The organism is Neobacillus rhizosphaerae (genome assembly GCF_937468385.1).
GTDB lineage: Bacteria > Bacillota > Bacilli > Bacillales > Cytobacillaceae > Neobacillus > Neobacillus rhizosphaerae.
In genome coordinates this window covers 1-26558 of the sequence record NZ_CALBWS010000022.1, presented here as the reverse complement: position 1 = coordinate 26558, position 26558 = coordinate 1, and the positions used below count along the sequence as shown (strand labels likewise).

The 26558-nt window shown below is 37.4% G+C and carries 23 protein-coding genes and 1 pseudogene; 17 read left to right on the top strand and 7 right to left on the bottom strand.

The features are described 5' to 3' along the window. Positions 1-37 precede the first annotated feature (37 nt). From M5A78_RS15875 to M5A78_RS15845, 7 genes are all read left to right on the top strand, one after another. Entirely contained in the window at positions 38-574 is a 537-nt protein-coding gene (locus M5A78_RS15875) for a TlpA disulfide reductase family protein (RefSeq protein ID WP_248736254.1), read from the top strand. A gap of 330 nt (positions 575-904) precedes the next feature. Further along, entirely contained in the window at positions 905-1036 is a 132-nt protein-coding gene (locus M5A78_RS15870; protein WP_248736253.1) for an FbpB family small basic protein, read from the top strand. A gap of 67 nt (positions 1037-1103) precedes the next feature. Next, positions 1104-1250 (top strand): acid-soluble spore protein N, encoded by a 147-nt coding sequence (locus tag M5A78_RS15865; RefSeq protein ID WP_248736252.1) that lies wholly within the window; start codon positions 1104-1106, stop codon positions 1248-1250. 140 nt (positions 1251-1390) lie between these two features. Further along, positions 1391-1606 carry a small acid-soluble spore protein Tlp gene (gene tlp, locus M5A78_RS15860; protein ID WP_248736251.1) on the top strand — a complete coding sequence of 72 codons (216 nt, stop codon included), beginning with the start codon at positions 1391-1393 and terminating at the stop codon, positions 1604-1606. A gap of 394 nt (positions 1607-2000) precedes the next feature. Then, on the top strand, positions 2001-4322 hold the full coding sequence (locus M5A78_RS15855) for an AAA family ATPase (protein ID WP_248736250.1): 2322 nt from the start codon (positions 2001-2003) through the stop codon (positions 4320-4322). A 31-nt stretch (positions 4323-4353) separates the two neighbouring features. After that, a complete protein-coding gene (locus M5A78_RS15850) occupies positions 4354-4782 on the top strand; it encodes an acyl-CoA thioesterase (RefSeq protein WP_406603713.1) in 429 nt (142 codons plus the stop codon). Positions 4783-4847: 65 nt separating this feature from the next. Continuing rightward, positions 4848-5165 (top strand): hypothetical protein, encoded by a 318-nt coding sequence (locus M5A78_RS15845; RefSeq protein ID WP_248736248.1) that lies wholly within the window; start codon positions 4848-4850, stop codon positions 5163-5165. 25 nt (positions 5166-5190) lie between these two features. On the opposite strand, the gene M5A78_RS15840 is transcribed toward M5A78_RS15845, so the two are convergent. From M5A78_RS15840 to plsY, 3 genes are all read right to left on the bottom strand, one after another. Then, positions 5191-5487 (bottom strand): HesB/YadR/YfhF family protein, encoded by a 297-nt coding sequence (locus M5A78_RS15840; RefSeq protein WP_248736247.1) that lies wholly within the window; start codon positions 5485-5487, stop codon positions 5191-5193. A gap of 136 nt (positions 5488-5623) precedes the next feature. Further along, the gene (locus tag M5A78_RS15835) at positions 5624-6772 is read right to left on the bottom strand and encodes a CapA family protein (RefSeq protein ID WP_248736246.1); all 1149 of its coding nucleotides are present in this window, start codon (positions 6770-6772) and stop codon (positions 5624-5626) included. Between the two features lie 71 nt (positions 6773-6843). Then, a complete protein-coding gene (gene plsY, locus M5A78_RS15830) occupies positions 6844-7443 on the bottom strand; it encodes a glycerol-3-phosphate 1-O-acyltransferase PlsY (protein ID WP_248736245.1) in 600 nt (199 codons plus the stop codon). A 273-nt stretch (positions 7444-7716) separates the two neighbouring features. Here plsY and M5A78_RS15825 point away from each other — a divergent pair, with 273 nt between their 5' ends. The 10 genes from M5A78_RS15825 (at position 7717) to M5A78_RS15780 (ending at position 22515) form a co-directional block, all read left to right on the top strand. Continuing rightward, positions 7717-9456, top strand: a complete 1740-nt coding sequence (locus M5A78_RS15825; protein WP_248736244.1) for a glycosyl hydrolase family 18 protein — start codon at positions 7717-7719, stop codon at positions 9454-9456. 424 nt (positions 9457-9880) lie between these two features. After that, the gene (locus M5A78_RS15820; RefSeq protein WP_248736243.1) at positions 9881-10786 is read left to right on the top strand and encodes a GGDEF domain-containing response regulator; all 906 of its coding nucleotides are present in this window, start codon (positions 9881-9883) and stop codon (positions 10784-10786) included. Positions 10787-10888: 102 nt separating this feature from the next. Further along, positions 10889-11740, top strand: a complete 852-nt coding sequence (locus M5A78_RS15815; protein WP_248736242.1) for a sensor histidine kinase — start codon at positions 10889-10891, stop codon at positions 11738-11740. Between the two features lie 113 nt (positions 11741-11853). Beyond that, positions 11854-12267, top strand: a complete 414-nt coding sequence (locus M5A78_RS15810) for a CoA-binding protein (RefSeq protein ID WP_248736241.1) — start codon at positions 11854-11856, stop codon at positions 12265-12267. A 570-nt stretch (positions 12268-12837) separates the two neighbouring features. Next, positions 12838-14817 (top strand): DNA topoisomerase IV subunit B, encoded by a 1980-nt coding sequence (gene parE, locus M5A78_RS15805; RefSeq protein WP_248736240.1) that lies wholly within the window; start codon positions 12838-12840, stop codon positions 14815-14817. Further along, positions 14814-17252 carry a DNA topoisomerase IV subunit A gene (gene parC, locus M5A78_RS15800; protein ID WP_248736239.1) on the top strand — a complete coding sequence of 813 codons (2439 nt, stop codon included), beginning with the start codon at positions 14814-14816 and terminating at the stop codon, positions 17250-17252. The genes parE and parC overlap by 4 nt, the downstream gene beginning before the upstream one ends. A gap of 158 nt (positions 17253-17410) precedes the next feature. Continuing rightward, positions 17411-18169, top strand: a complete 759-nt coding sequence (locus M5A78_RS15795) for a hypothetical protein (RefSeq protein ID WP_248736238.1) — start codon at positions 17411-17413, stop codon at positions 18167-18169. A gap of 157 nt (positions 18170-18326) precedes the next feature. Continuing rightward, positions 18327-18776, top strand: a complete 450-nt coding sequence (locus tag M5A78_RS15790) for a MarR family winged helix-turn-helix transcriptional regulator (protein ID WP_248736237.1) — start codon at positions 18327-18329, stop codon at positions 18774-18776. Positions 18777-18889: 113 nt separating this feature from the next. Next, positions 18890-20617: an ABC transporter ATP-binding protein gene (locus tag M5A78_RS15785; RefSeq protein ID WP_248736236.1), complete on the top strand. Its 1728-nt coding sequence runs from the start codon at positions 18890-18892 to the stop codon at positions 20615-20617. Further along, positions 20614-22515 carry an ABC transporter ATP-binding protein gene (locus M5A78_RS15780; protein ID WP_319942307.1) on the top strand — a complete coding sequence of 634 codons (1902 nt, stop codon included), beginning with the start codon at positions 20614-20616 and terminating at the stop codon, positions 22513-22515. Before M5A78_RS15785 ends, M5A78_RS15780 begins: the two co-directional genes overlap by 4 nt. A 603-nt stretch (positions 22516-23118) precedes the next feature. On the opposite strand, the gene xerS is transcribed toward M5A78_RS15780, so the two are convergent. From xerS to M5A78_RS15765, 4 genes and pseudogenes are all read right to left on the bottom strand, one after another. Next, entirely contained in the window at positions 23119-24207 is a 1089-nt protein-coding gene (xerS, locus tag M5A78_RS15775) for a tyrosine recombinase XerS (protein WP_248736235.1), read from the bottom strand. A gap of 692 nt (positions 24208-24899) precedes the next feature. After that, positions 24900-25400, bottom strand: coding sequence for a hypothetical protein (locus tag M5A78_RS15770; protein WP_248736234.1), 501 nt, complete (start codon positions 25398-25400; stop codon positions 24900-24902). Positions 25401-25413: 13 nt separating this feature from the next. Then, positions 25414-25464, bottom strand: a pseudogene (locus M5A78_RS24985) (hypothetical protein); the annotation flags it as partial. A 272-nt stretch (positions 25465-25736) separates the two neighbouring features. Then, entirely contained in the window at positions 25737-26219 is a 483-nt protein-coding gene (locus M5A78_RS15765) for an AraC family transcriptional regulator (protein WP_248736233.1), read from the bottom strand. Between the last annotated feature and the right edge of the window lie 339 nt (positions 26220-26558).

The window sequence follows — 26558 nt, the reverse complement described above, 5'->3', positions numbered from 1 at the left end:
GCATAGAACGACGAATGAATTGAAGGGGGATCGGGGTATGATGAAAAAAGTAATTGCTGCCGTTGTTTTAGTTACCTTACTTACTGTAGCGATTGTACAGGCTATGGATAAACAGACAGAAAAACCCGAAACTACAAGTCAGACAACAGCAAACAATGAAGGTCTTGCCATTGGGGCAAAGGCACCTGATTTTGAACTAAAGACTCTGACAGGAGAGACTGTTAAACTGTCCAGTCTAAAAGGAAAAAAAGTAATGCTCAACTTTTGGGCAACATGGTGTCCTCCCTGTAAAGCAGAAATGCCGGAAATGGAGCAATTTTATAAACAAGCCGGAGATGATGTGGTAATTTTAGCGGTAAACATTGACCCACAATTAGATGTCCAAGGTTTTGTTAACGAAAATAAAATTACCTTTCCTATCCTTCTTGATGCAGATGACAAGGTAAATGAAACTTATCAAATTTTATCCATACCCACAACTTATTTTATCGATAGCAAGGGTATTATTAAGAATAAATTTACAGGCTCTATGAAGCTTGAAAACATGCAGGATCTTACAAACAAATTAAAATAAGCGAGAGACGTTGGATTACTCTAACGTCTTTTTTATTTGGAAAAGAAGCGGCGCACAGCAAAAATGAATCAGGATATCCAATCGTAGCGAAAAAAATATATCCATGTTACACGATGAATAAAGTGATACTCTGATCTACACAAACCGCCTTTATTATGTTGGGTTTCCTACTCCAATCAATTTCATTTCTATGCATGGGTTGGAAGTTGAGACTCTTGCTTGTTTTTTTATAAAAATAAAAATACAATATAATTTTCAAAAAGTTGTAATAATTGCGACCGTTTCCGGGCATAATAACTGTTACAATAGGAAATAAGGAAGGTGATACCCATGAGAAAACCAAGAAAACGTTCCTTTGCAGAACTTGTTTCAGAGAATAAATCACAACTTTTAAAAGATCGTACTGCAATGGAAAAGATTGAACAGCGCTTAGAAGAAAAACGCCTCGGCAAAGCTGAGTAATCACAAAGTTTTCCAATCATGGTTCCCTCTACTTATGGGCAAAATCTACATAAGGAGGGATTAAGAGATGAGTAATGAATCAGGGTATAAAACAAAACGTTATAAACCAGATCATATCGGGACACAGCCTCGTGGATTTGGTGGAAATAAAGGGAAACAAATGCAAGATAAATCAGGAAAACAAGTCCAAGTCATGCAAACTAAAGGTGAATAATTTATGGATATAAGATCCACTAGGCCTAGCCAGTGGGTCTTTTTTTTGAGGTAAAAATTTTTTTATATTCTGTGATATTTTTTCTAGACCGTTACAAACTATATTTGTACCAAATACACTTTGATGGAGGAATTTTACACATGTCATATGATAACAAACCAAATCCAGATGATCGCAGTGATAATGCGGAAAAGCTTCAGTCAATGATTCAAGATACAGCGGAGAATATCGAAAAGGCAGAAGAATCGATGCAATTTACCGATAGTGAACAGCAACGCCAGAAAATTGAAGCAAAAAATCACCGCAGACAGGAGAGCATCGATTCCTTCAAAGCAGAGATTCAGGATGAATCATAAGTTAAACTAATTTCCAAAAAGGACTTTGACAATCTGTCAAGTCCTTTTTTATTATATTTGAATTTATAACATTGGACCTCGAGAAATGTCCAGCTCCATACGCCGATAGGTGGGCGCCTTGCGCTTTTCTTAAAAGTAAAGAAAGTATAAAATTTTCGACTTCGAGAATTGTCTAGCTCCAGCGCCCAGCGGCTAGTGTACTTCGCGCTTCTCCCTACGATAAGTCAACATCGGTTCGCTTCGCTCACCGTGTTTCCTTTATCTCAGTCGAAGCGCTCCAGTCCATACGCCGCTAAACGGGCGCTTACGCTTTTCTAATTCGAACTTCTTTTTTCGTGTATTCGTTATCTGTATGGTAAGATAGAAGGGAAATTTTTATGAAGAAGTGATCAGAATGAATTTACAAAGAAACCTAATTCCTAATCAAAACACACAATGGCAACAGTGGGAAAAGGAACTGAACGATACAGGGATTATTAAAGATGAAAGCCGTTTAATTTCGGCTATTAGTCTCGAAACTCAACCTATTACGTTATCTTACCTCTTAACCCTTGCAGCACTTTCAAGACATGGACGCCATATGGAGGACTCATTGGCACTTGCTTTCCTTGATAATGCCTTAAAACTGGATCCTGATAACCAAAGGGCAAAAGAATTTATGATTCGATCTGAATGGATGAAACTGAAAGAGATACTCCTTCCACTATCTTTCCCACCGATAAGGGAAACGGATAATCGTACAGCCAAAAAGAAAACAGCTGAGCAGTATATAGATGTATGTCAAAGTTTTTTATCAGGAGCGGATCAGCAGCTTAATAAAGTACAAAACAGCTTGGATTTGGCCTCAAATATGGTCGATAAAGCTCCCATTCATAAGTATAATCAACTTTATCATTTGCTTTCTGCGGCAATGGAGACGACTGGAAGCCTTTTGAAAGCTGCGGAAGAATACGATCAATCGATTACTGGTGTTTTTCATACATCCATCTTTTATGAGAATTTAAAAATGCATTTGTTAAGTGTCGAGGAAATCAAACAGAAGTGGCTGCAAGAATTTGATGAAATGGATAATACTGTCCAAACGGCAGAAAATGCTCTAGATCAATTAAATAACATGATTGGAATGGATTCGGTAAAGAAACGCGTCAATGATTTTTACCGCTTTCTAAAATACCAAAAACATCGGAAGGAACTCGGCTTTCAAGTGCGGGATGAATTAAGCCTGAACATGATTTTAACAGGAAATCCAGGGACAGGGAAAACCACACTTGCTCGGTTGATGGCAAAAATTTATCATGAGCTGGGTGTTCTGCCAAGGGAAGAAGTTATTGAAACGGACCGATCTCAGTTAGTAGGTTCCTTCGTAGGGCAAACGGAAGAAAATGTCCGTGCTGTTGTGGAACGCTCGATTGGCGGGGTATTATTTATTGATGAAGCCTATAGTTTAAAACGTGAAGGACAAACAGGAAATGATTATGGGCAGACAGCGATTGATACGCTTGTATCGCTGATGACCGGAAGTGAGTACGGGGGAAAATTTGCTGTCATACTGGCTGGATATCCTGAAGAAATGCGAACCTTTTTGGATGCAAATCCTGGTTTACGAAGCCGTTTTCCACAATCAAATTTTATTCATTTACCTGATTATTCGAATGAAGAGCTAAATCATATCGCAGAAAAGGTTGCTTCAGAGAATGATTACATTTTGACGGAAGAAGCAAAAATTGAAATAAACCATCGTATTGATCAGGAACGGGTAGATGAAACATTTGGTAATGCTCGCACAGTCCATAATATCGTTTTAGAGGCGATTTTTAAAAAAGGAGCAGACACCAAGGCAATAAATGAAGATATTTTAAACTTTATGCTGCTAAATAATGATGACTTTCGCACAGAGAGGGAGAAAAATACAGACAAACCACAGGAAAAGCTGAATCGCTTAATTGGTCTTTCTTCCATAAAAGTTGAAATGAGATCACTTATTTCGTTTGTGAAAATGCAGCAGTTCAGGCGAAAAAAAGGGCTCCCAATCGTCCCTATACAACTACATGCGGTTTTCACTGGAAACCCAGGTACCGGAAAAACGACAGTAGCGAAAATCTATGCAGAGTTTTTGAAAGAATGCGGGATTTTAAAAAGAGGGCATCTTATCGTTGCCAGCAGGGCTGATTTTGTGGCAGGATATGTCGGTCAAACAGCTGGGAAAACAAAAAAAAAAATCAAGGAAGCTCTTGGTGGTGTATTGTTCATTGACGAGGCCTATTCGTTGTTTGGCCAAACCACGGGTGATTTTGGTAAAGAAGTTATTGATACCCTTGTTGATGAAATGACAAAGCATAATGAAAATTTAGTGGTGGTATTGGCGGGTTACCCAAATGAAATGGACGAGCTTCTTGAAAGCAATCCAGGACTTCACTCTAGATTTAAGAAGTTCTTGCAATTTCCTGACTATTCTCCTGACGAGCTACTTACGATTATGACAGCCTATGCTGATCGCTTTCAATATCAATTAACAAAAGAAGCTAAGAATTTATTGAAGAAGACATTGGAAAAGGAAAATTTCAAGGGGAATGGTCGTTTTGCTACAAATTTAGTAGACGAAATGATTCAAGCCCAAGCCTCGAGGTTAATGGATATCGAAGAGGATGAAAACTTATTCGAAAACTCCAAGTTTTTGGAGGAAGATGATGTTAAAAAAGCCTTAAGTAAGTTGTAAAAATGGATTGAACAAGAAGGGAAGGATGCTCGTGGAAAATTATTTTGTTTCGACTAGAGAAATTCAGCTTTACTATGCAGATACAGATATGATGGGTGTCATCTATCATGCCAATTATTTAAAGTTTTTCGAGTTGGGCAGGACCGGTTTTATTGAAGATCTCGGCTATAGTTATCTTGCTATGGAGGAGTCAGGTTACTTTGCACCTGTCTATGACATCCAAATCACCTATAAAAAGCCGTTACGGTACGGCGATAAAAGTTTTGTAAAGACATGGGTAGAATTAAACGATGGCATTAAGACCATTTATGGCTATACAATTGTTAACGGGGATGATGAAGTATGTGCTGAGGGGAAATCCACCCACATTATTGTCAAAAAAGACAATTTTAGACCGACTTCATTCAAAAAGGCTTTTCCTGAATGGTACTTAAAATACGAAGAAATGAAGAAAAAATAACTGGGGAAGCCCTGCAACAAAATACACTTTTCTTCTAGATTTACTGGTAAACTGAGGTGAACAGGATGGCCTTTGGAATTAAAAGACAAGAAATTATCGAATGGAAAAGAAGAATTGATAGTGGAGAAATTGCTTTTTTAACGCATTATTGGCTGGATGACCGCTTTCCGGGTTGTACGACAGTTACCAAGGTAGGCTGCCATGATCTTGAAAAACTCGCAGCATGGGGTAACAAGTATGGTCTGAAAAAAGAATGGATCCATCACAGGGTTGACGGCTATTCCCATTATGACTTGCTTGGTGCAAAGCAAAAGGAAATTTTGCAAAGAGAAGGCTTAATTGAACATATTTGGACAAACAAAACAGGCACACTTGAGAGATAACTATTTTTCAAGTGTGCCTGTTTTGTTATCCCTTTTGCATATATTGAAAAACAGGTTCGTCGTAGTCTGATTGATATTCAATCAATAGATCATGGTCATCCAAGTACCATAAATCCTTTTCTTCAATATAGAAAGTTATACCCTCTATGTCTGATTTTGCTCCAATATCTACTGGTTCTTCAGCGGAAATACCAAGAGAAAAACCACTTTGGACTGTACTGCATCCGCCATATCGAACAAAAAAGCGAATGTGATCGCCTTCTGTGAGATTGAGTTCCTGTTTATACCATCGAGCTGCTTCATTTGTAATTTGTAAATTCATTGGTTGAACTCCTTTCTGATGCTACAGTCTTATTATATAAGAATCATCATCAGGAATCGAATTTACAGCCAGTATTTCGCTGAGAATTCCTAGATGTTTTAATATAGAATAATATTTATATTAAAAAAAGCCCCAGTTACCGGAGCCATTGTACCATATGCTGCTGAATTTCCTTGTATTTTGCATCTGCATTCGGAAGACCATATGCTCCTGCTTTTTCTAACGGTACGACGCGGAAATTATGATATTTTTGACTTGTCACATAGGTCGGGTAAAAAACAGGATTTGAAAGTTCAATTGTATTCCCTTTTTCAGAAACATGTTTGGTAATCTCAATAGTTGCTAAACCGCCAATATCTTTATAATCATTATACTGCGCTGAAATAAAGTTTCCTAATGAATAAACAACAAACGTTTTGCGACCATCGGTTGTATTAATCCATTCCATTGGTTGTAAGACGTGTGGGTGTGATCCGAAAATGACGTCAACACCTTCGTTGGCTAGAAAGTTAGCTAAATCTTTTTGATCATTTGTAGGGAACCGTTGATACTCAATGCCCCAATGGATGCTCATCACGACAACATCTGCTTCCTTTTTGGCCCGATGAATTTCTTCCTTCATGTTATCACGGTCAATCAGGTTTACCAAAAAATCTTTTCCTTTAGGAACAGGGATTCCGTTCGTTCCGTAGGTATATGCAAGATAGGCAATTTTGATGCCTTCTTTATTCATTATCCTCAATTTTTGGTGATCATTTTCATTAAGGAAGCTCCCCACATGTGGTAAACCAATATTATCTAAATAAGACGTTTCCGATTGTATGCCTTTTTCACCTTTATCTAACGTATGATTATTGGCAGTCGAAACAATATCGACTCCTGTATGTACTAGAGCGTCAGCGACCTCGTGTGGACTATTGAACATTGGATAACCAGAAAGGCCAAGTTCTGTTCCACCCAAGATACTCTCTTGATTAGCAATCAGAACATCGGGTTTTTCTAATAGAGGTTTCACAGATTCAAACATTGGATCGAAATCGTATTTATCACCTTTAAAGGCATCCTGATATACTGGGCTATGAATCAAAATATCACCAATGGCTCCAAGCGTTGTTTTTTCAGTCATCTGCCGATTCACATTAAGTGGTGATCGTGATTGATGCTTTTTTACTTGATAAACCTTTTCTTCCTGTATAGGTTCTTGCTGTTGCTGAATGTAAAGGATAACAGCAGCTGCAATAGATATTAAAATAATAACAGAAGAGATAATGACTTTCTTTTTCATATACACTCCTTAAGAATTATACTTTGACCATACCAAACTTGAGGATAGTAAAACCGTATTACGATTTCATTTCATAGCCATTTAATTTTAGGTTCCGTTTTATTGATGATTCTTTTAATATTTGTACGATGACGATAAATGACAAATGATGCAAGTAGGAAAACGACAACGAGCAAAGGTATGTCCCAATCGCGAATAAACCCGGTTATTATGGCAAACAGGACAGCAGTAATACCTGCAATCATGGAAGCTAAAGAAACATATTTTGTTATGTAAAGACTGATAAAGAATGCCAATAAAAGCGTAAAAAACATAAGTGGGGCACAGAACAACAAAACACCGCCAGAGGTAGCAACGGCTTTTCCACCGCGAAATCCAGCGAAAATTGGGTAGGTATGTCCAATAACAGCAAAAACCCCGGCAAGCAATGGGTTTATATCAAGGTTAAAAAGCACCGGTAATGAAGCGGCTAACGTCCCTTTCAATATATCGGAAAGTGTAACCACTAACCCAGCTTTAACACCAAGCGTTCGAAAAGTATTCGTTCCCCCTAAATTACCACTCCCATGTTCACGGATATCTGTTTTATAAAAAACTTTGCCGATTATTAAACCTGATGGAATGGAACCAAGTAAATAAGCTAGAATCAAGACTAAAATAATTTGAACCATTAACGATTTCTCCTTCAATAAAAACTTTCAAGAGTATCAACTCATTTAATACTCAAACTGGATATTCTGATTCGGTTTTGCGGCGCTATGCCCCTATTCCATACAAAAGATCCAGTCCTCCTATTTTACCATGTATTTTCGAAAAAACACTAATTCATTTATCAAACATGCAATCGAAACATCTCTGAATCTAATAAGTTTTAAAACGATGGCAAAAATACCTTCTCATTTCCAATAAGATACCTTACGATAGAAATGAGGGGGAAGCGAATTATGGCACGTGTTACTTACCATAAAAATAAAAAATTATCAACAGGTTGGATTGTAGGAGGATTAATAATCGCAATACTGCTTGTATTGTCTTCCATATTTCTCTTATTATATCCTTTTGCATCAACTGATAAAAAATCATATTTCCAAGGAGAAAATCCGATTCTGTTTGATGGAGTTCAACAAGGGAATGCCATTATTGAAAAAAATACAATGTTTGTTCCATTTACTTTCATGAAGGAACACATTGACAAAAACATCATTTATGATGAAAAGTCAAAATCAGTCATTATTACAACCCAAGATAAAGTCGTGCAAATGCCGACAGATTCACTAACCTATTACGTTAATCAAAAGACCGTCAACTTACAACTCTCACCTATTATTTCGATGAATGGGGAAATTTTCATCGCACTTGATCCGATTCTCTCCTTTTATTCAATCCAGTATAAGAAATTGCCTGAAAGTAAGGCCATTTGGATTCAAAAAGATGGTGAAAAGTATGAGAAAGGTAGATTAACCAATAAGGATATCAACAAAGAAAAGCTTAGATTGCGTACTAAACCAACTTTACAGTCGTCATACGTTTCCGAAATGACCAAAAATGAAATTGTCAACATTGAAGGGGACAATAAGGATTATTATCTCGTTAGGAAGGCAAATGGAATAAGCGGCTATATCAAAAAAGACTTTGTTAACAAGGGAGCGCCTATAACCATCAAAGTAATGCACGAAAGCAATACTTTTCAAATTCCCAAGCTGAATGGACCGATTCAATTAACGTGGGAAGCGGTTTATACCAAAAATCCTGACTCTTCAAAAATACCTAAAATGTACGGAGTAAATGTTGTATCACCCACGTGGTTTTCCCTCGCTGGCAGTGATGGAGCGATAAAAAACCTTGCTTCTCTAGACTATAGTAAATGGGCGCAAGCAAAAGGCTATCAAGTTTGGGGAGTGTTTTCAAATTCCTTTGATCCTAAACTCACTCATGAGGCATTAAAAGACTTTGAAACACGCCAAACGATTATCCGGCAATTGCTTCATTTTAGTCAGATGTATCAGCTTCAAGGAATTAATTTTGATATTGAAAACGTAAATCAAGAGGATGGACCGTTTGTTACACAATTCATTAGGGAGGCAATGCCTTACCTTCATGATGCTGGCCTTGCCGGATCATTGGATATAACCTTTTCTGCAGGTGAAAACAACAACTGGTCATCCTTCTATGAAAGAACAAAACTTGCTAAAATTGCCGATTATTTGATCGTAATGGCCTATGATGAACATACAGGTGCTTCATCCGGATCTGGAAGTGTGGCAAGCTTGCCGTGGGTCGAAAGGAACCTTCAAAATTTGCTGACTGAAGTTCCAAATGAGAAGTTGGTTCTTGGTGTTCCCTTATATGCAAGACTATGGAAAGAACAGATAAATCCCGATGGTTCCCTTGAGGTCACCGCAAAGGCGTTGGCGATGGATAAGGTCAAAGCCTGGTTGACTGAAAAAGGTCTGCAGCCGACTTTTGATGAAGAAAGCGGTCAAAATTATGCAGAATATTACGATGAGGTAGAAAAAGCTACCTTTAAAATATGGATTGAAGATGAATTATCGTTACAAAAACGAGCAGCTTTAGCTGTAAAATATCAATTAGCTGGTGTTGGGACGTGGTCTAGAGCTTTTGGTGACCCAACAGCATGGACAGCATTAGATTTAAATGCCGCAAAAGCAGTATCACAAAAATAAGTAAAAGTTAAAGGACCGCATTGGTGGTCCTTTATTTTATTCTTTAGTTGTCTAAAGTAAGAACAAATAAAGTCAATTTTATTACAAAAATATGGAGAATTTTCAAACCATTTGTTAATTTATTGAAAGCGGGGAATTGACACCCTATAATTTAGATAAAATCAAATAAAGAGCGTATTCAAAACCGGCCGAATCGACACGAACATTGGTCGGTTTTCTATATATATTTTGTGAAAAAGGGGCGGAGCGCCGCAATAACGGATTCCATTTATCCGGTCGTCGTGTAAACTATACAATTTTCACTACTAATTAGGTGTAGCTTAGCTCTGCTCATACCGCCTTTATTTTGTTAGGTTGGGGCTTTGAATGAAAGTAGATGGTAGTGTGAAATCCCATTTACGTGATAAAAATTGAGGTGATAAACATGGCAAGAAATATAATGGAATATCTCTATCATAAGTATCCTGATGTTCGTGTTTTATATGTAGAGGATGAAAGGTTTTCTCGGGAGAAACTTCTTCGTATTCTAAATCGTCGGTTTGCTACCATTCATGTTGCTAATGACGGTGTTGAAGGCTTCCAGCTCTATCAGCGGTACCATCCAGACTTAATTATCGTCGATATAAAAATGACTCATAAGAGCGGTTTAGAGATGATAAAAAAAATTCGCGAGCTTAATGATAAAGTTCAGGTCATTGTGACCACTGCTCAAGAGGAGAATGACTTAAACATCCAATCGATTGAACATAACGTCAATCATTTTATCTTAAAACCAATTGATTTAAACCAGTTTTTAGAAGCAATTCATGAATCTATTCAACAAATTAAACTAGAAAAAGATTTTGCCATGATGGATTCATTAACAAATAGTTTCAACCGTTTGAAGTTTCATGAAATTCTAGCTAGTGAAATGAGGCAAGCCGAACAATTTGACCAGTTTTTTTCAATTATTATGATGAATATTGATAGCTTTAAAAATGCAAATGATTGTTTTGGACACCAGGCGGGAGATAAGGTGTTAGTTACAATCTCGACGATCATCCAACAGCGGATAAGAGAATGTGATTTCTATGCTCGCTGGGGTGATGAAGAGTTTATCCTGCTTATCCCAGGTACAGATAGTCAAAATGCTGCAGAGTTAGCAGAATCCCTCCGATGTATTATTGAAGATTTTCCCTTTAAAAATATAAGTCATTTAACCTGCAGCTTCGGAATTGCCGAGTATTCAACAAAGAAATCGAAAAATGAACTGATTCAAGAGGCAGAACAAGCCCTTTATCAGTCAAAAAATAAAGGACGAAACTGTGTAACCATTTATAACAAAGAATGATTGAAGGTGAAATAAGTGCTTTTTTTCTATATTTTTTTATCCTTAGTTATTGGCAGTTTTATTTTTGTGATCTTCCAAAATTTCCTAAAGGACCGTGAGCTTATGAAAAGGCTAAAAGCACGTGAAAAAAGCTATCGGGAGTTAGAAGAAAAATATGAAGTGATGAAAACATTAAATCAAACTTTAGAAAAACGAATTGAGGAAGAAGTTGCGAAGACTAGGGAGAAAGATCATATTTTAATCCAGCACTCCAGACTTGCTGCTATGGGTGAAATGATTGCCAGCATTGGTCATCAATGGCGTCAACCCATAAATAGTTTATCACTTTTAATCCAGGACGTAAGGGAAGCACTGGAGTTTGGTGAAATTGATGACCAATATATTGACCGTTTTATTAGAGAGAGCATGATACAAATTAAACAAATGACACGTACTATTAATGATTTTCGGAAATTCTACACGCCAAACCAGGAAAAAAGTCCTTTCTCCGTAGGGGAATCGATAGAAGATGCTTTGTCCATTTTTTCCTCCAGCCTTAAAAATCATGGAATCCAAGTAGAATTTGAGTATCGAGGGCAACAAATTGCTTATGGGTTTCCGAATGAATATAGCCAGGTTGTCCTAAATATTTTAACAAACGCAAGGGATGCTTTTGTTCAGGGAGACATTCCCAATCGAAAATTATTAATTAAATTAGACGAAACAGAAGATTGTGTGCGCGCTGAATTCATTGATAATGCTGGCGGGATCGAGCCTGCTCTACTTAATAAGATATTCGACCCGTATTTTACCACCAGGAATCATGGAACCGGCCTCGGACTTTATATGACGAAGATGATTCTTGAGAATATGAATGGAAGTGTATCACTAGAAAACACTGGTGACGGAGCGCGGTTCTGTCTTTCAGTCCCGAAAGTAAACGCAGCTTATAAACCAGATCTTATTTCTGTTTAAATGCTATTTTTTATAAGCTCCCAATAAATTTGGGAGCTTTATTTAAATCCCTTTATTATGTTTTTTTATTAAAAAAAGGTAAAATAAAGAAAACAACCTAAGGAGTGGTAATCTTGGCCATTGAAAATCCAAGTCGCGAAGAAATTGGGGCTATTTTAAAAAAAGCCAAAACAATAGCTGTCGTAGGGTTAAGTAATAATCCAGAACGAACGTCCTACCAAGTTTCTGCGGCAATGCAGAAAGCAGGATATGTAATTATTCCAGTAAATCCGACCATCGATGAAGTTCTTGGAGTAAAAGCAGTAGCCTCACTAATGGACATTGAAGGTCATGTAGACATCGTTAATGTATTCCGCCGCTCTGAGCAATTGTTTGATGTGGCCAAGGAATTTGATAAGATTGATGCTGACGTTTATTGGGCCCAACTAGGTCTTGCCAATGAAGAAGCTTATAAATTTTTAAAAGAAAATGGCTACACGGTTGTAATGGATCGCTGCATAAAAGTCGAACATGCGCTAACAAGATAAAGTGTATCAAGAAAAAACTGCTATATGTTTGGCAGTTTTTTATTTTTACTTCCTAAAAAATACAAGAATAATATTACAATATTATGTTGTTTCAAATTACGTATTTGCCAAATCGAAATAAATCGCTACAATTAAGCATAGATGTCGCAAGCACATTCGGGATAGAAAACATACATATGGGTAAGTGTCAAAAGGCAGCACGAAATATGTTTCCCATAAAGAAGTTGTTATTTCCTTTAATGTTGGTTAGAATTAAAGCGGCAAACATGGGTTCTATTTTATTTTTAATAAAGGATAAATGACTCATATAAACGAATGATAAATAAAATTAGTTATTTAGCAATTTGAAGGATGTTTATGATCTGGAAAAGGGCCGAGCACCGCATAAACGAATCAGCACATCGAGTTAGAGTGAAATTTATACCGTTTATCATTTTAAACAGATGAAGCTTGGCTATGCTCGCACCGCCTATATGATGTTAGGCTGGGGCATTGAAATTATTAATTTTTCCAAAGTAGATGGTCGGTTTAATGCCATTTACGGTTTGTAAGTATGAAAGGGGTATTTTAGTGGCAAGGAATCAACAAGCTTTTGATTATAATGATGATGCCATACAGGTACTAGAAGGTCTTGAGGCAGTTAGAAAACGACCTGGAATGTACATTGGCAGCACCGATTCACGAGGTCTTCACCATCTCGTTTATGAAATTGTCGACAATTCTGTCGATGAAGCACTCGGTGGATTTGGTGATCAAATTATTGTGAAAATTCACAAAGATAATTCCATTAGTGTTATTGATAAAGGACGCGGAATGCCTACCGGTATGCATAAAATGGGGAAACCGACACCTGAGGTCATATTAACAGTGCTTCATGCTGGCGGTAAATTTGGTCAGGGCGGATATAAGACAAGTGGCGGGCTCCATGGTGTTGGTGCCTCTGTCGTCAATGCGTTATCAGAATGGTTAACCGTCACCATCAAACGGGACGGCTTCGTCTATGAACAGCGATTTGAAAATGGTGGCAAGCCTGTTACGACACTTGAAAAAATCGGAAAAACCAATCAAACCGGAACGACGATTCATTTTAAACCCGATCCATTGATTTTTTCGACAACTACTTATAATTTTGAAACCTTATGTGAGAGGTTACGAGAGTCAGCCTTCTTGTTAAAAGGATTAAAAATCGAAATTATCGATGACAGAAATAACCTACATGAAGTATTTCACTATGAAAATGGCATTGAAGCCTTTGTTGAATATTTAAACGAAGAAAAGGATGTCCTGCATCCTGTCATCAGCTTTGAAGGCGCTCAGAATGGTATTGAAGTTGATTTTGCTTTTCAATTTAATGATGGCTATTCAGAAAATATGCTATCATTTGTCAACAATGTCCGTACCCGGGATGGCGGTACACATGAAGCAGGTTCGAAAACTGCGATGACCCGAGTATTTAACGATTATGCCCGTAAGGTATCTTTCTTAAAAGAGAAGGACAAAAACCTTGATGGTGCTGATATTCGTGAAGGGTTATCCGCCATTATCTCTGTCAGAATCCCGGAAGAGCTGCTCCAGTTTGAAGGACAAACAAAAGGGAAATTGGGAACAAGTGAAGCAAGGTCCGCTGTAGATGCAGTTGTATCTGAGCACCTTTCTTACTTTCTTGAAGAAAACCCGGATATTAGCTCCCTTCTGATAAAAAAGTCAATAAAAGCATACCAAGCTCGTGAGGCTGCTCGAAAAGCGCGTGAAGACGCAAGAAGTGGTAAAAAGCGCAAGCGTTCTGAGACTGTTTTGTCAGGGAAACTAACACCGGCACAATCACGCAATCCGCAAAAAAATGAACTTTATCTTGTCGAGGGTGACTCCGCGGGCGGTTCAGCGAAACAAGGAAGAGATCGCCGCTTCCAGGCTGTTTTACCATTACGAGGTAAGGTAATTAATACAGAAAAAGCTAAACTGGCAGATATTTTTAAAAATGAAGAAATCAATACAATTATCCATGCTATCGGCGGCGGCGTTGGCACGGATTTCAATGTGGAAGATATTAACTACGATAAAATTATCATTATGACCGATGCTGATACAGATGGGGCACATATTCAAGTGTTATTGCTTACTTTCTTTTATCGTTATATGAAACCGCTCGTCGAAGCCAGAAAAGTGTTCATTGCCCTTCCTCCACTTTATAAAGTGAGTAAAGGAACAGGTAAAAAGGAAATAATCGAGTATGCCTGGAATGAAGATGAACTTCAGGGTGCGTTGAAAAAGGTTGGAAGAGGCTACATCATTCAACGCTATAAAGGTCTTGGCGAAATGAATGCCGACCAACTTTGGGAAACAACCATGGATCCAGAAACCCGGACATTAATTCGTGTAAAAATAGATGATCTTGCCAGAGCGGAACGCCGTATTACAACCCTAATGGGCGACAAGGTTGAACCCCGTCGTAAATGGATTGAAAATAATGTGGCATTCGGGTTGGAAGAAGATGACACGATTTTAGAGAATGAAAATATTACGGTCTCTGAGGAGGGTTCTGAAGGATGAGTGCAACTGAAAAATTCCGTGACTTACCTCTAGAAGATGTGCTTGGTGATCGTTTTGGCAGATATAGTAAGTACATTATTCAAGAACGTGCCCTGCCGGATGCAAGGGACGGCTTAAAACCGGTGCAACGAAGAATTCTCTATGCGATGCATGTCGAAGGGAATACACATGAAAAAGGTTTTCGTAAATCAGCAAAAACGGTTGGAAACGTAATCGGTAACTACCACCCACATGGTGATTCCTCTGTTTACGAAGCAATGGTTCGGATGAGTCAGGACTGGAAGGTTAGGAATGTCCTCGTCCAAATGCACGGAAACAACGGTAGTGTTGATGGTGATCCACCGGCAGCGATGCGTTATACAGAAGCAAGACTTTCAGCGATTGCCGCAGAACTTTTGCGTGATATTGAAAAACAAACGGTTGAATTTATTCCAAACTTTGATGATACCTCAAAGGAACCAACAGTACTGCCTGCAATGTTTCCGAACTTACTCGTTAATGGTTCAACAGGCATTTCTGCCGGCTATGCGACTGATATTCCTCCACACCATCTTGGTGAAATCATCGATGGCGTCATAATGAGAATGGACCAACAGGATGCTACTATTGATGAGTTAATGACCATTATCAAAGGTCCTGATTTCCCAACAGGCGGGATTATTCAAGGAATCGATGGCATTAAAAAAGCCTATGAAACTGGTAAAGGCAAAATCATCGTCCGCAGTAAAGCTGATATTGAAGAGGTTCGCGGCGGCAAACAACAAATTGTTGTAACTGAAATACCGTACGAGGTCAATAAGGCGAATCTTGTCAAAAAAATCGATGAATTCCGCCTTGACCGGAAAGTAGAAGGGATTTCTGAAGTCCGCGATGAAACGGATCGGACTGGGCTCAGAATCGTCATAGAGTTAAAAAAGGATGCCGATGCTGCAGGTGTTCTAAATTATCTTTATAAAAATAGTGATCTCCAAGTTACCTATAATTTTAATATGGTCGCCATCCATAAAAAGCGTCCAAAATTAATGGGACTACGTGAATTACTAGATGCTTATATTGAGCATCAAAAGGAAGTCGTAACAAAAAGATCGGAGTTCGAGCTTAACAAAGCCAAGGAACGTCAGCATATTGTTGAAGGGTTAATGAAAGCTTTATCCATTCTAGATGAAGTGATCGCTACTATCCGGGCATCTAAAGATAAACGTGATGCGAAGGACAATTTAATCGCGAAATATGCATTTACAGAGCTTCAAGCGGAAGCCATCGTTTCCTTACAGCTTTATCGTTTAACAAATACTGATATCACAGCATTAAGGCAGGAAGCAGAAGAATTAGCAAAAATAGTCGAAGAACTTACAAGCATTTTAGCGAGTGAAAAAAAGCTTTTATCTGTTATTAAAAAGGATTTAAAAGAAGTGAAAAAACGCTTTGCTGATGAACGTCGTTCTAAGGTTGAAGCAGAAATTGAAGAATTGAAAATTAATCTTGAAGTTATGGTTCCAAGTGAAGATGTAATAGTAACAGTAACAAAACATGGTTATGTAAAACGAACCAGCGGGCGTTCCTATGCTGCTTCAAATGGTCAAGACCTTGCTATGAAAGATTCCGATCGTCTGCTTGCACAGCTTGATATGAATACTAAGGATGTCTTGCTTCTGTTCACGAATAAAGGAAATTACTTATTCTGTCCAGTTCACGAGCTGCCAGATATCCGCTGGAAGGACCTTGGACAGCATGTAGCAAACATCATTCCAATCGAACGCGATGAGGAAATTATTCAAGCCATTCCAGTCAAGGATTTTGAGACAGATGGATTCTTAGTTTTTGTCACAAAAAATGGTATGGTCAAGAAAACAGAACTAAAAGCCTACAAAGCACAGCGGTATTCGAAACCACTTGTTGGCGTTAATCTTAAGGATGATGATCAAGTCATTGATGTTCACCTGACAGATGGAACCATGGAGCTTTTCTTAATCTCCCATTATGGTTACGCTCTCTGGTTCCCTGAAGAAGAAATCAGTATTGTTGGTATTCGTGCTGCAGGTGTGAAAGGAATCAACTTAAAAGATGGTGATTATGTTGTTGGCGGTAAAATTATCCCCCCTAACAGCAATGAAACCATCGTTATTTCCACCCAGCGTGGAGCTGTGAAACGAATGAAGTTGAAGGAGTTCGAAATAGCATCTCGTGCGAAGCGTGGCGTCGTCATTCTTAGGGAGCTTAAAGCGAATCCGCATCGGATCATGGGCTTTGTTGTTGCTCGTGACCAAGACGTAATCAATATTCAAACTGAAAAAGGCTATACTGAAACGCTTAAAGCAAGTGATATTCGCTTAAATGACCGCTACTCAAACGGTTCGTTTATCCTCGATGAGGGGGATAATGGCAAGGTAACTACTGTTTGGAAAGTGAGTAGTCCAGAAAATCCAAGTGAATAAGTTTTTTAGTGGACTCTCTTGGAAAAAGAGAGTCCTTTTTAGTTTCAGCGCCTAAGTCTCCCTAAATCGGGCTTGACCAAGGCGCTTTTGCTAATTTTTTTTCATCTTTTTTCCATATTTGGACATACTACTACTAATTGAGGATGGAGGGGAAAAGGATGAAAAAAGAGATTTTACTGGTGATCACTTCGTTTTTTCTCATCTCACTAACAGCAATTACTGGGGTATATGCGTTAGAAGAAAAAGCAAAGGTTGTGACAATTTCAAAAGAGGAAGCAGATATTACAGGTGATGGAAAAGCTGAAGTCATTTCTTTAAAGGGTATTCCTTATCAGGATGAAGCATCTTATTTGAAAAAAGTTTTCATAGAGGTAACTGCATCTAATATGAAAACCTATACATTTCCCTTAGATAGTGGTTCTAAAGCGGCACTACAGCTTGTTGACTTAAACCACGATAAGGTGAAGGATTTGTTCGCGACTGTTTTTACTGGTGGAAGCGGAGGCATAGTCGTTACCTATTTATATTCCTTAAAGGATTTTGTTCACACCGACCTAACTGTACCAGATCCTCTAGAAATGGATGCCAATTTCCTAAATGGATATAAAGCAGAAATAAAACTGCTGCAAACCGAGAAAACTTATTTGTTTGATTTAAAGGACCGTAAGAAATATTACAAAACATTAGGTCTTTACTATAAAGGAAAGCTCAATGAACCGACAGAATTGGCGGTTAATGGGTTTAACAGCCTAAAGCCGATTCAATTAGGAGGGAAAAAGGTAGGGTTAAAAGGTTGTCAAAGAGTTACAGGAGTCGCAAATGCTGACACAATCGCAATAGTTGAGTCAACCTGGAATTATAATCGTGGTCATTGGAATCTAATAAATACCGAAGTGAAGCAAGAAAGAGCAAACTAAATAAACAATCAAAAGTAAGCAGTTCATAAACACAGGAAAACCTGTGTTTTTTTTTGCAAAAAAATTGACGGTGTCAATGGCTAGGAATATACTTAGGTATGTTAATTATTAAGTTACCTAAGTAATATGACTACACTTAAAAATTGAGGTGGGAATAGTGGCTGATATCGAAAGCGCCACAGCACAAAAGCTTCTTAAAGCGTTTATGCAATTTAGAAAGACGGGTTGGCATGATAAGAAGATTTCGGGACATAATCCAAGTGAATTCAAGGTTCTAGCAACGATTCAACAAGGTGCTAATGAAAAAGATTACGAGATGAAGCTATCAGAAATTAGTCAACGATTGCAGGTTACTCCTCCGACCGTTACACAAATCATAAATAACCTTGAAAAGGATGGCTTAGTGGAGCGCACAGTTGATCCAGAAGATAGACGTGCTGTTAAAATTAAACTTACACCAACAGGGATGGAGGCTACAGCGAAAGCGAGAATTCGGTTCACTGAAACCTTTACTGGTTTAATTGATTATTTAGGTGAAGAGGAAAGTGAGCAATTTGCTGATTTACTCACTAAAGTTCAACACTATTTTAGTGAACTAAATCGCTAATAGGTTAAGATAGTGAAAGTTTGAGAAAATGGAGTGAATTACTAGTTCATATTCAGTTCATAAATATATTGTATTGTGTATTCATTAACAATTTAATAGGGAGTTGAACCCAATTGATAAAATTAAGTAGATTTTTGAAACCATTTCAAATACCGATTTACTTGGTTTTAGGCCTTGTCCTTCTGCAGTCATTAGCTGAGCTTTATTTACCTACATTAATGGCAGATATTGTCGATAATGGCGTGGTTACAGGCGATACCCATTATATTTGGAAAATTGGCGGCCTAATGTTGCTGGTTGCAGCTGGAGGTATGATTTGTTCTATCGTTGCCAGCTTCTATTCTGCAAAGGCTGCAGCTGGTTTCGGTAAATTACTTCGGAGCAAGCTATTTTCTCATGTTGGTAATTTTTCATTATATGAGTTTGATAAGCTCGGGACTGCTTCCTTAATTACCAGGACAACAAACGATATTACGCAAATCCAGCAGGTATTAGTGATGATGCTAAGGATGATGGTGATGGCTCCAATGATGTGTATTGGCGGTATCATTATGGCCTTATCAAAAGATACGAAATTAACCTTAGTTTTGGCAGTGTCTTTACCTGTTCTTGTCATTACGATTATCGTTATTGCGCGAAAAGGAATTCCTCTATTTAAAGCAATGCAAGTTAAGTTGGATAAACTTAATCGAGTTTTAAGAGAAAATTTAACCGGTATCCGTGTCATTCGTTCATTTAACCGTGTTAATCATGAGAAAAAACGTTTTAATGAAGCAAACTGGGATCTAACGCAAACAGCTATTAAGGTTAATAAACTCATGGCCGCGATGATGCCCATAATGATGATTGTTCTTAACCTTACAACAGTAGCGATTGTTTGGTTTGGGGGAATTCGGATAAGTAATGGCCATATGGAAGTTGGCGACATGATGGCGTTTCTTCAATATGCGATGCAAATAATGTTCTCCTTTGTTATGTTATCGATGATGTTCGTGATGATTCCAAGAGCATCGGTATCAGCCGTTAGAATTAACGAAGTGTTTGAAACGGTTGCGGATATTCAAGATCCGTCTGAACCTGTTTCCGCAAAAGCTAAAAAAGGGCAAGTAGAATTTCAAAATGTAACCTTTAGCTATCCTGGTGCAGAAATGCCTGCTATTTCAAATATTTCTTTTAAAATGAACCCGGGAGAAGTAACGGCTATTATTGGCGGGACCGGCTCCGGTAAATCGACACTTATTAATTTGATTCCTCGTTTTTATGATATTGAAAGTGGTAGGGTGCTTGTCGACGGAGCAGATGTACGTGAAATTACGCAGGAAAGCCTTCGCGAAAAGATTGGTTTTGTACCGCAGCAAGCTGTACTTTTTACCGGTACCATTTCAGAAAATATCCGATACGGAAAAGAAGATGCAAGTGATGCCGACGTGCACCATGCAGCAGAAATTGCACAGGCAATTGAGTTTATCGAAAATATGCCAGCTGGGTTCAATTCGGTCATTGCTCAAGGTGGAACAAATGTTTCTGGTGGGCAAAAACAGCGTTTGTCGATTGCAAGAGCTCTAGTAAGAAAACCAGAAGTCTATATTTTTGATGATAGTTTTTCAGCGTTAGATTTTAAAACAGATGCTAAGCTCCGTGCTGCTTTAAAAGCAGAAACCACTTCTTCCACAATGCTAATCGTTGCCCAACGTGTAAGCACGATTATGGATGCCGATCAGATTATTGTCCTCGATAATGGCGAAATTGCTGGAATTGGAAGACATAAGGAGTTAATGGAAACCTGTGCGGTTTATCGTGAAATTGTTATGTCACAGCTGTCAGAGGAGGAAATCGCATGAGCAGAGATTCCAATAACCACAAACCTCAACAAGGTCCTGGAGGGGGAAGACCTGGTCCAGGCGGGGGATTCGGTCCCATGGGTATGGGAATGCCCATCCAAAAAGCAAAGAATTTTAAAGGAACACTAAAAAGATTAATAGGTTATTTGAAACCTCATAAATTACAGCTGTTATCCGTGTTGATTACAGCGATCATTAGTACTGTATTTGCGATTGTCAGCCCAAAAATTATGGGTAAGGCAACGACAAAACTGTTTGAAGGTCTAATGATGAAACTTAGAGGGGTTCCTGGTGCCAAAATTGATTTTGATTATATTGGTCAAATTGTTCTTCTGTTGATAGGACTTTATATTTTGAGTGCAGCTTTTGCTTATATTCAACAGTATATCATGGCGGGGGTGGCACAAAAAACGGTCTACAATCTCCGTAAAGAAGTGGAGGAAAAGCTCAACCGGCTGCCGTTAAAATACTTTGACTCCCGTACCCATGGTGAAATTCTAAGTAGGGCTGTAAATGATGTGGATAATATCAGTACCACACTTCAGCAAAGTTTAACCCAGCTGATCACATCAGTTGTAACTTTAATTGGGGTCATTGTAATGATGCTTTCGATTAGTCCACTGATGACACTAATAGTGGTCTTAACACTCCCACTCAGCTTTGTTGCCATTATGAAAATAGCGAAAAAATCACAAACCTATTTTAAGGGCCAACAAAAATCACTTGGTCAACTTAACGGGCACGTGGAAGAAATGTACACGGGTCATAAGGTTATCAAAGTTTTTGGCCAAGAACAAAAATCGATAGAAAAATTTGAAGAAACCAATGAAGCACTTTATCAATCAGGCTGGAAGGCTCAATTTATGTCTGGCATGATCATGCCATTAATGTCGTTTATCAATAATATTGGCTATGTGCTTGTATCGGTAGTTGGGGGTATATTGGTAACGAAAAAGGCGATTGAAATTGGAGATATTCAAGCTTTTATTCAATATGCAAGACAATTTAGCCAACCAATTACCCAAACCGCTAATATCGCGAACGTAATCCAATCAACGATTGCAAGTGCGGAACGTGTATTTGAAATATTAGATGAAACGGAAGAAGTGCCTGAAGCGGTTGCTGCTGCAGAGATCGTTACTCCAAATGGGGAAGTTAGGTTCGAACATGTTTCCTTCGGTTATAATGAAAATGAACCACTTATTGATGACATGAATATTGATGTGAAACCAGGACAGCGAATTGCAATTGTTGGACCTACAGGCGCAGGGAAAACAACGCTGATAAATTTATTAATGCGTTTCTATGAAATTAATTCAGGTAAAATAGTAATTGATGGAATTGATACTCGGGATTTAAAAAGGGAGCATCTGAGAGGTCTGTTTGGAATGGTGCTTCAAGATACCTGGCTCTTCAATAGTTCGATCCGTGAAAATATAGCTTATGGTCGAGAAGGAGCAACAGAAGCAGAAATTGTTGCAGCAGCGCGAGCAGCCAATGCTGACCATTTTATTCGAACGCTGCCAGAAGGTTATGATACGATTTTGAACGAGGAAGCTTCTAATATCTCACAAGGTCAAAAGCAATTATTAACGATTGCACGAGCAATTCTTGCTAATCCTGCCATATTAATTCTTGATGAAGCAACGAGCAGTGTGGATACCCGGACAGAAGTTCAGATTCAAAAAGCAATGAACCATTTGATGAAGGGACGCACAAGCTTTATTATCGCTCACCGGCTATCAACAATTCGCGACGCAGATTTAATCCTAGTGATGAATCATGGAAGTGTAATTGAAAAAGGGAATCATCAGGAATTGTTAGAAAAAGACGGTTTTTATGCTGACTTGTATAATAGTCAATTTACTAAACGCAATGGAATAGAAAGTGTTGGGTAATTAACTATCTAGTGCTTAGAAAGCTGGAAAGCTTTCTAAGCACTAATTTACTCCAAAAAGTTTCGTAAAAATCTCCTCGAAAAATTCCCGCTCCATTTTATGATTTGATTTCGAATGCAAAATCCAAGTTTCTTAGCTAACAAAAAAAGAAAAGAAGGGATTAATGAAAGCAGGGGAGGGGTCAATTTTATAAAGAAGGTAAGCAAAATACGGGATTTATCCTTTTGAAATGTATAAGTAAAAGTAATAATAGGGAAATTGAATAAAAGAAATAAATGACAATTATTATATTTATTACAAAAAAATCAAGATAAACTCACGTTTGAGTAAATTATTAAAAATTAGCAGTCTAAAAATATTTCTATTGGTTATGAGTAGCAAGTTAAAATCTATATGAACTAAAACCACTCATTAAAATATTGATTTAATGATTTTAATAGAATCTTTTGTGAAAATTTTATTTCGTCTCATTATCTTAAGTATACTTAGTCAATGAGACAGTTTTAAAATAGGTAACATAATAAATGTTATGTTAACTAAAAAAACAAAAATTACAGCTGCACGTCCATAAATGGCAGCTGCTACATATTGTAATTTTTTTCTTCATTCAACTATATCTTTCGGCATATCCATTTTATCGACAGCAATTTTTAGATCATCGTTTTTAATGTGCGTGTAAATCATCGTTGTTTGAATCGATGAATGGCCTAATTGCCGTCTTAACTTTGGGACATCATTGATTTCTGCATGGTATCTGGTAGCAAACGAATGTCTCAACTTATGGACGGATAATGATGGTTTGCCAAATGCAGTTGCATACTTTTCAATTAATTTTTCGACAGATCTGGCGGTAAGTCTCCGTGATTTTCCTTTAGGACCCATTGGAGCAGAAATGAACAAAGCCTTATTATTTTTATCAACTTGGTACTTAGCAGTCCTAATAGCTAGATATTCTTGTAGGTCGACCATGGCAACCTGGCTGAAGTAAACGAATTGTTCTTTATTTCCTTTTCTGATTACTCTTACACAATACTTGCTAAAATCGATATCATCTAATTCAATGCCAATTAACTCCGAGAGACGCAGTCCGGAACCTAAAATTAACGATACAATTGCCGTATCCCGTTCTTTGTTTAACTGATAAAAATTAAATATTTTTTTGTTATCTTTATTCAATTCACCGTAATCATTGGCCACAAATAAGCGGAACTTCTCATATTCATCCCCAAGTAAAATTTTTCCTTCCATTTTATTCGCTTTCGTTTCCATGCTTTCTTTCACTTCATTGAATTCTATTTTCGCCATCACATTTCGATTGATATACGGCTTTAAATCTGGTGTTTCAGCAATATTTTGCAAATAATTAAACAGGGATTTTAACGCAGATAATTTACGATTCACAGTAAGTTCTTTATTATTTAATTGATAGTGAAGATAGTTTAAAAAGTTTTCCACCTCAAGAACTGTCATTTGTTCCAATCGCTCCAAGGGGATTTCCTTGACGGTACCGGACGATAATTGCTCACTAATCATCCAATTAAAAAAAATTTTATAATCATGACAATAATTGAACAATGACGCTGTAGAAAGTTTTCTTAGCTTATGATTAATAAATTCTTCAACATACCAGGGTAATTCATTAAGTAAGGTTTGCAATTTTTTATAATTTTGTTGTTTTGTCTGATTTACCATATAACACCTCACTTCTACATCTTACTGTATATACATTATTACGTCAAATTTATATTTTACGTAATAATGTTTTTTGCAGTTACAAAAACTTCACTTCTTCTGTTGTACAATGACGAGTGACACAAAAGTCCGGACAAAAATGACACAAAAGTCCGGACGTTACTTCTTTTATACGAATTAATAATAATTAAACCAATTCTACATTACTTTTAATATGATATTTTGGACTTCTGTGTCAAAAATATCATATTAAAAGTCCGGAAATGTGTTTCTGTTGAATAAAAAAGGAGTGTTTGTTTCTTTCAAATGCAAATTTTCGTCCTTCCCTCTTTATTTTTAGTGAGGACCAGAATTAGGTATTTTATATCTACATGCAAAGGCTGCTATTATAGGATTAGACATAACCTATTTTGATCTAATTTTTTACAATTAGGAAAAACATTAAAAAACAAAAAGCTCCTGCGTCCACAGAAGCTTCTAAAAACTTTATGAAAAGAGTCTATTGATTTAGGTTTACTCCCATCATAATAATTAACATCCATCGTAGATGCTGACCATTAGATCTGAAATACGTAATCAGTCGTTGAAAAAGTAATTTGATATACACCTTTAATAGGAAAAAAGCACTCAATCTTGTGAGTGCTTTTTAGAGATATTTTAGTTATACTTTCTATGAATCTTATACTTATTGATTAAAGTACATTCTTAAAATATCCAGCCCCACGGATCATTTCTACGACGATCCGTTCTTCTGCGATCTGTTCTAAAACGGGATGTTCTTCGTCTATCTGTTCTTCGACGATCTGTTCTAAAACGGGATGTTCTTCGCCTATCTGTTCTTCGACGATCTGTTCTAAAACGGGATGTTCTTCGTCTATCTGTTCTTCTGCGATCTGTTCTAAAACGGCTTGTTCTTCGGCTATCTGTTCTTCTGTGATCTGTTCTAAAACGGCTTGTTCTTCGGCTATCTGTTCTTCTGCGATCTGTTCTAAAACGGCTTGTTCTTCGGCTATCTGTTCTTCTGCGATCTGTTCTAAAACGGCTTGTTCTTCGGCTATCTGTTCTTCTGCGATCTGTTCTAAAACGACTTGTTCTTCGTCTATCACTTCTTCTGCGATCTGTCCTAAAACGGCTTGTTCTTCGGCTATCTGTTCTTCGACGATCCGAAGTAGGATTTTGAAACATAAACTCACTTAAACCAAGAGTCTCAGCTAGTTGTACTGCATCTTGAATATTTTTTTGTGAAAACAATTCCACTAATAACACCTCCTACTGATTAAAAAATAAAATTTTGAAAGATCAACTAAATCTTTCATAGGTATGTTATGTGGACTAGCTCCTAAAGGTGAGAGTCATACGTTTATTTTTTTAAAATACTCTTTTATTTGAAACAGTGACAAAGAAAAAAGATCGCCTCTAATGACGATCTTCTGGAACCCATTCTTCTTCAATTAACATGACCGATAGTTGAATAACAAAAATGCCGCATTGATTGGTAGCACATATTCTTAAATTAACCCGAGAGTTCTTCAAGATATTCTTTTTTTTACTGGTACAAATAAATCAACTTTACATTTCCCCTCTGGGTCTTCGGAAGGGTTATTCATATTAAATTCAAGGTTATATCTATCGTAATCTGCATCATAATCGCTATTTGGCAGCCATTCTACAAACATATACTGGTAAGCAAAATTCAACTTATCAGGAGTATCATAGAAGTGATACAAGGCATAATGCCCCCCATCCAATTTTTTGAATTTCATATCTTTATGTCTCTCTTTATCAAATCCGTCAGGAATTGTAACACAAGCATCATGGCGGCAATCCTTGCTTTCGATTAAATTAGGATTATCTAATGAAATTCCGATAAATGATTGTTGAGGTGGGAATAGCCCATTGCTAATTGCCCAATTAATCAGGTTTCCCCAGTGTTCTTGAGGTTCATAATAACTCCCAGTACGTCTAATAAACGCTACTTCCGTTTCAGGTAATTCCTTTATTAAAATATTCATTCTTAAAATCCCCCATTTGGAAATAATCACCCCTCAATACATTTCGCTATTTATTGAATAATTTCCTTCTTCCACTCCCTCACCCGCTAGCTTAAGTACATTCTTTCTTCACAATCTTGTGTACAGAGTAAACATTTTGGAGATTTTGTTTACCCGTACTAAAAAAGGACCGACAAAACACCAATGATTGGAATCAATAAAAATAAATTCCTATTTTTTAAAGGTTCTATTTTGCAATTTTTCATTTAAAAATTTCAGATAACCAAATAACTCTTAATTAAAAAAGCCACCAAATATGGTAGCTGATTACTTTAGCTTAATTCAATATTACCTTTTTAA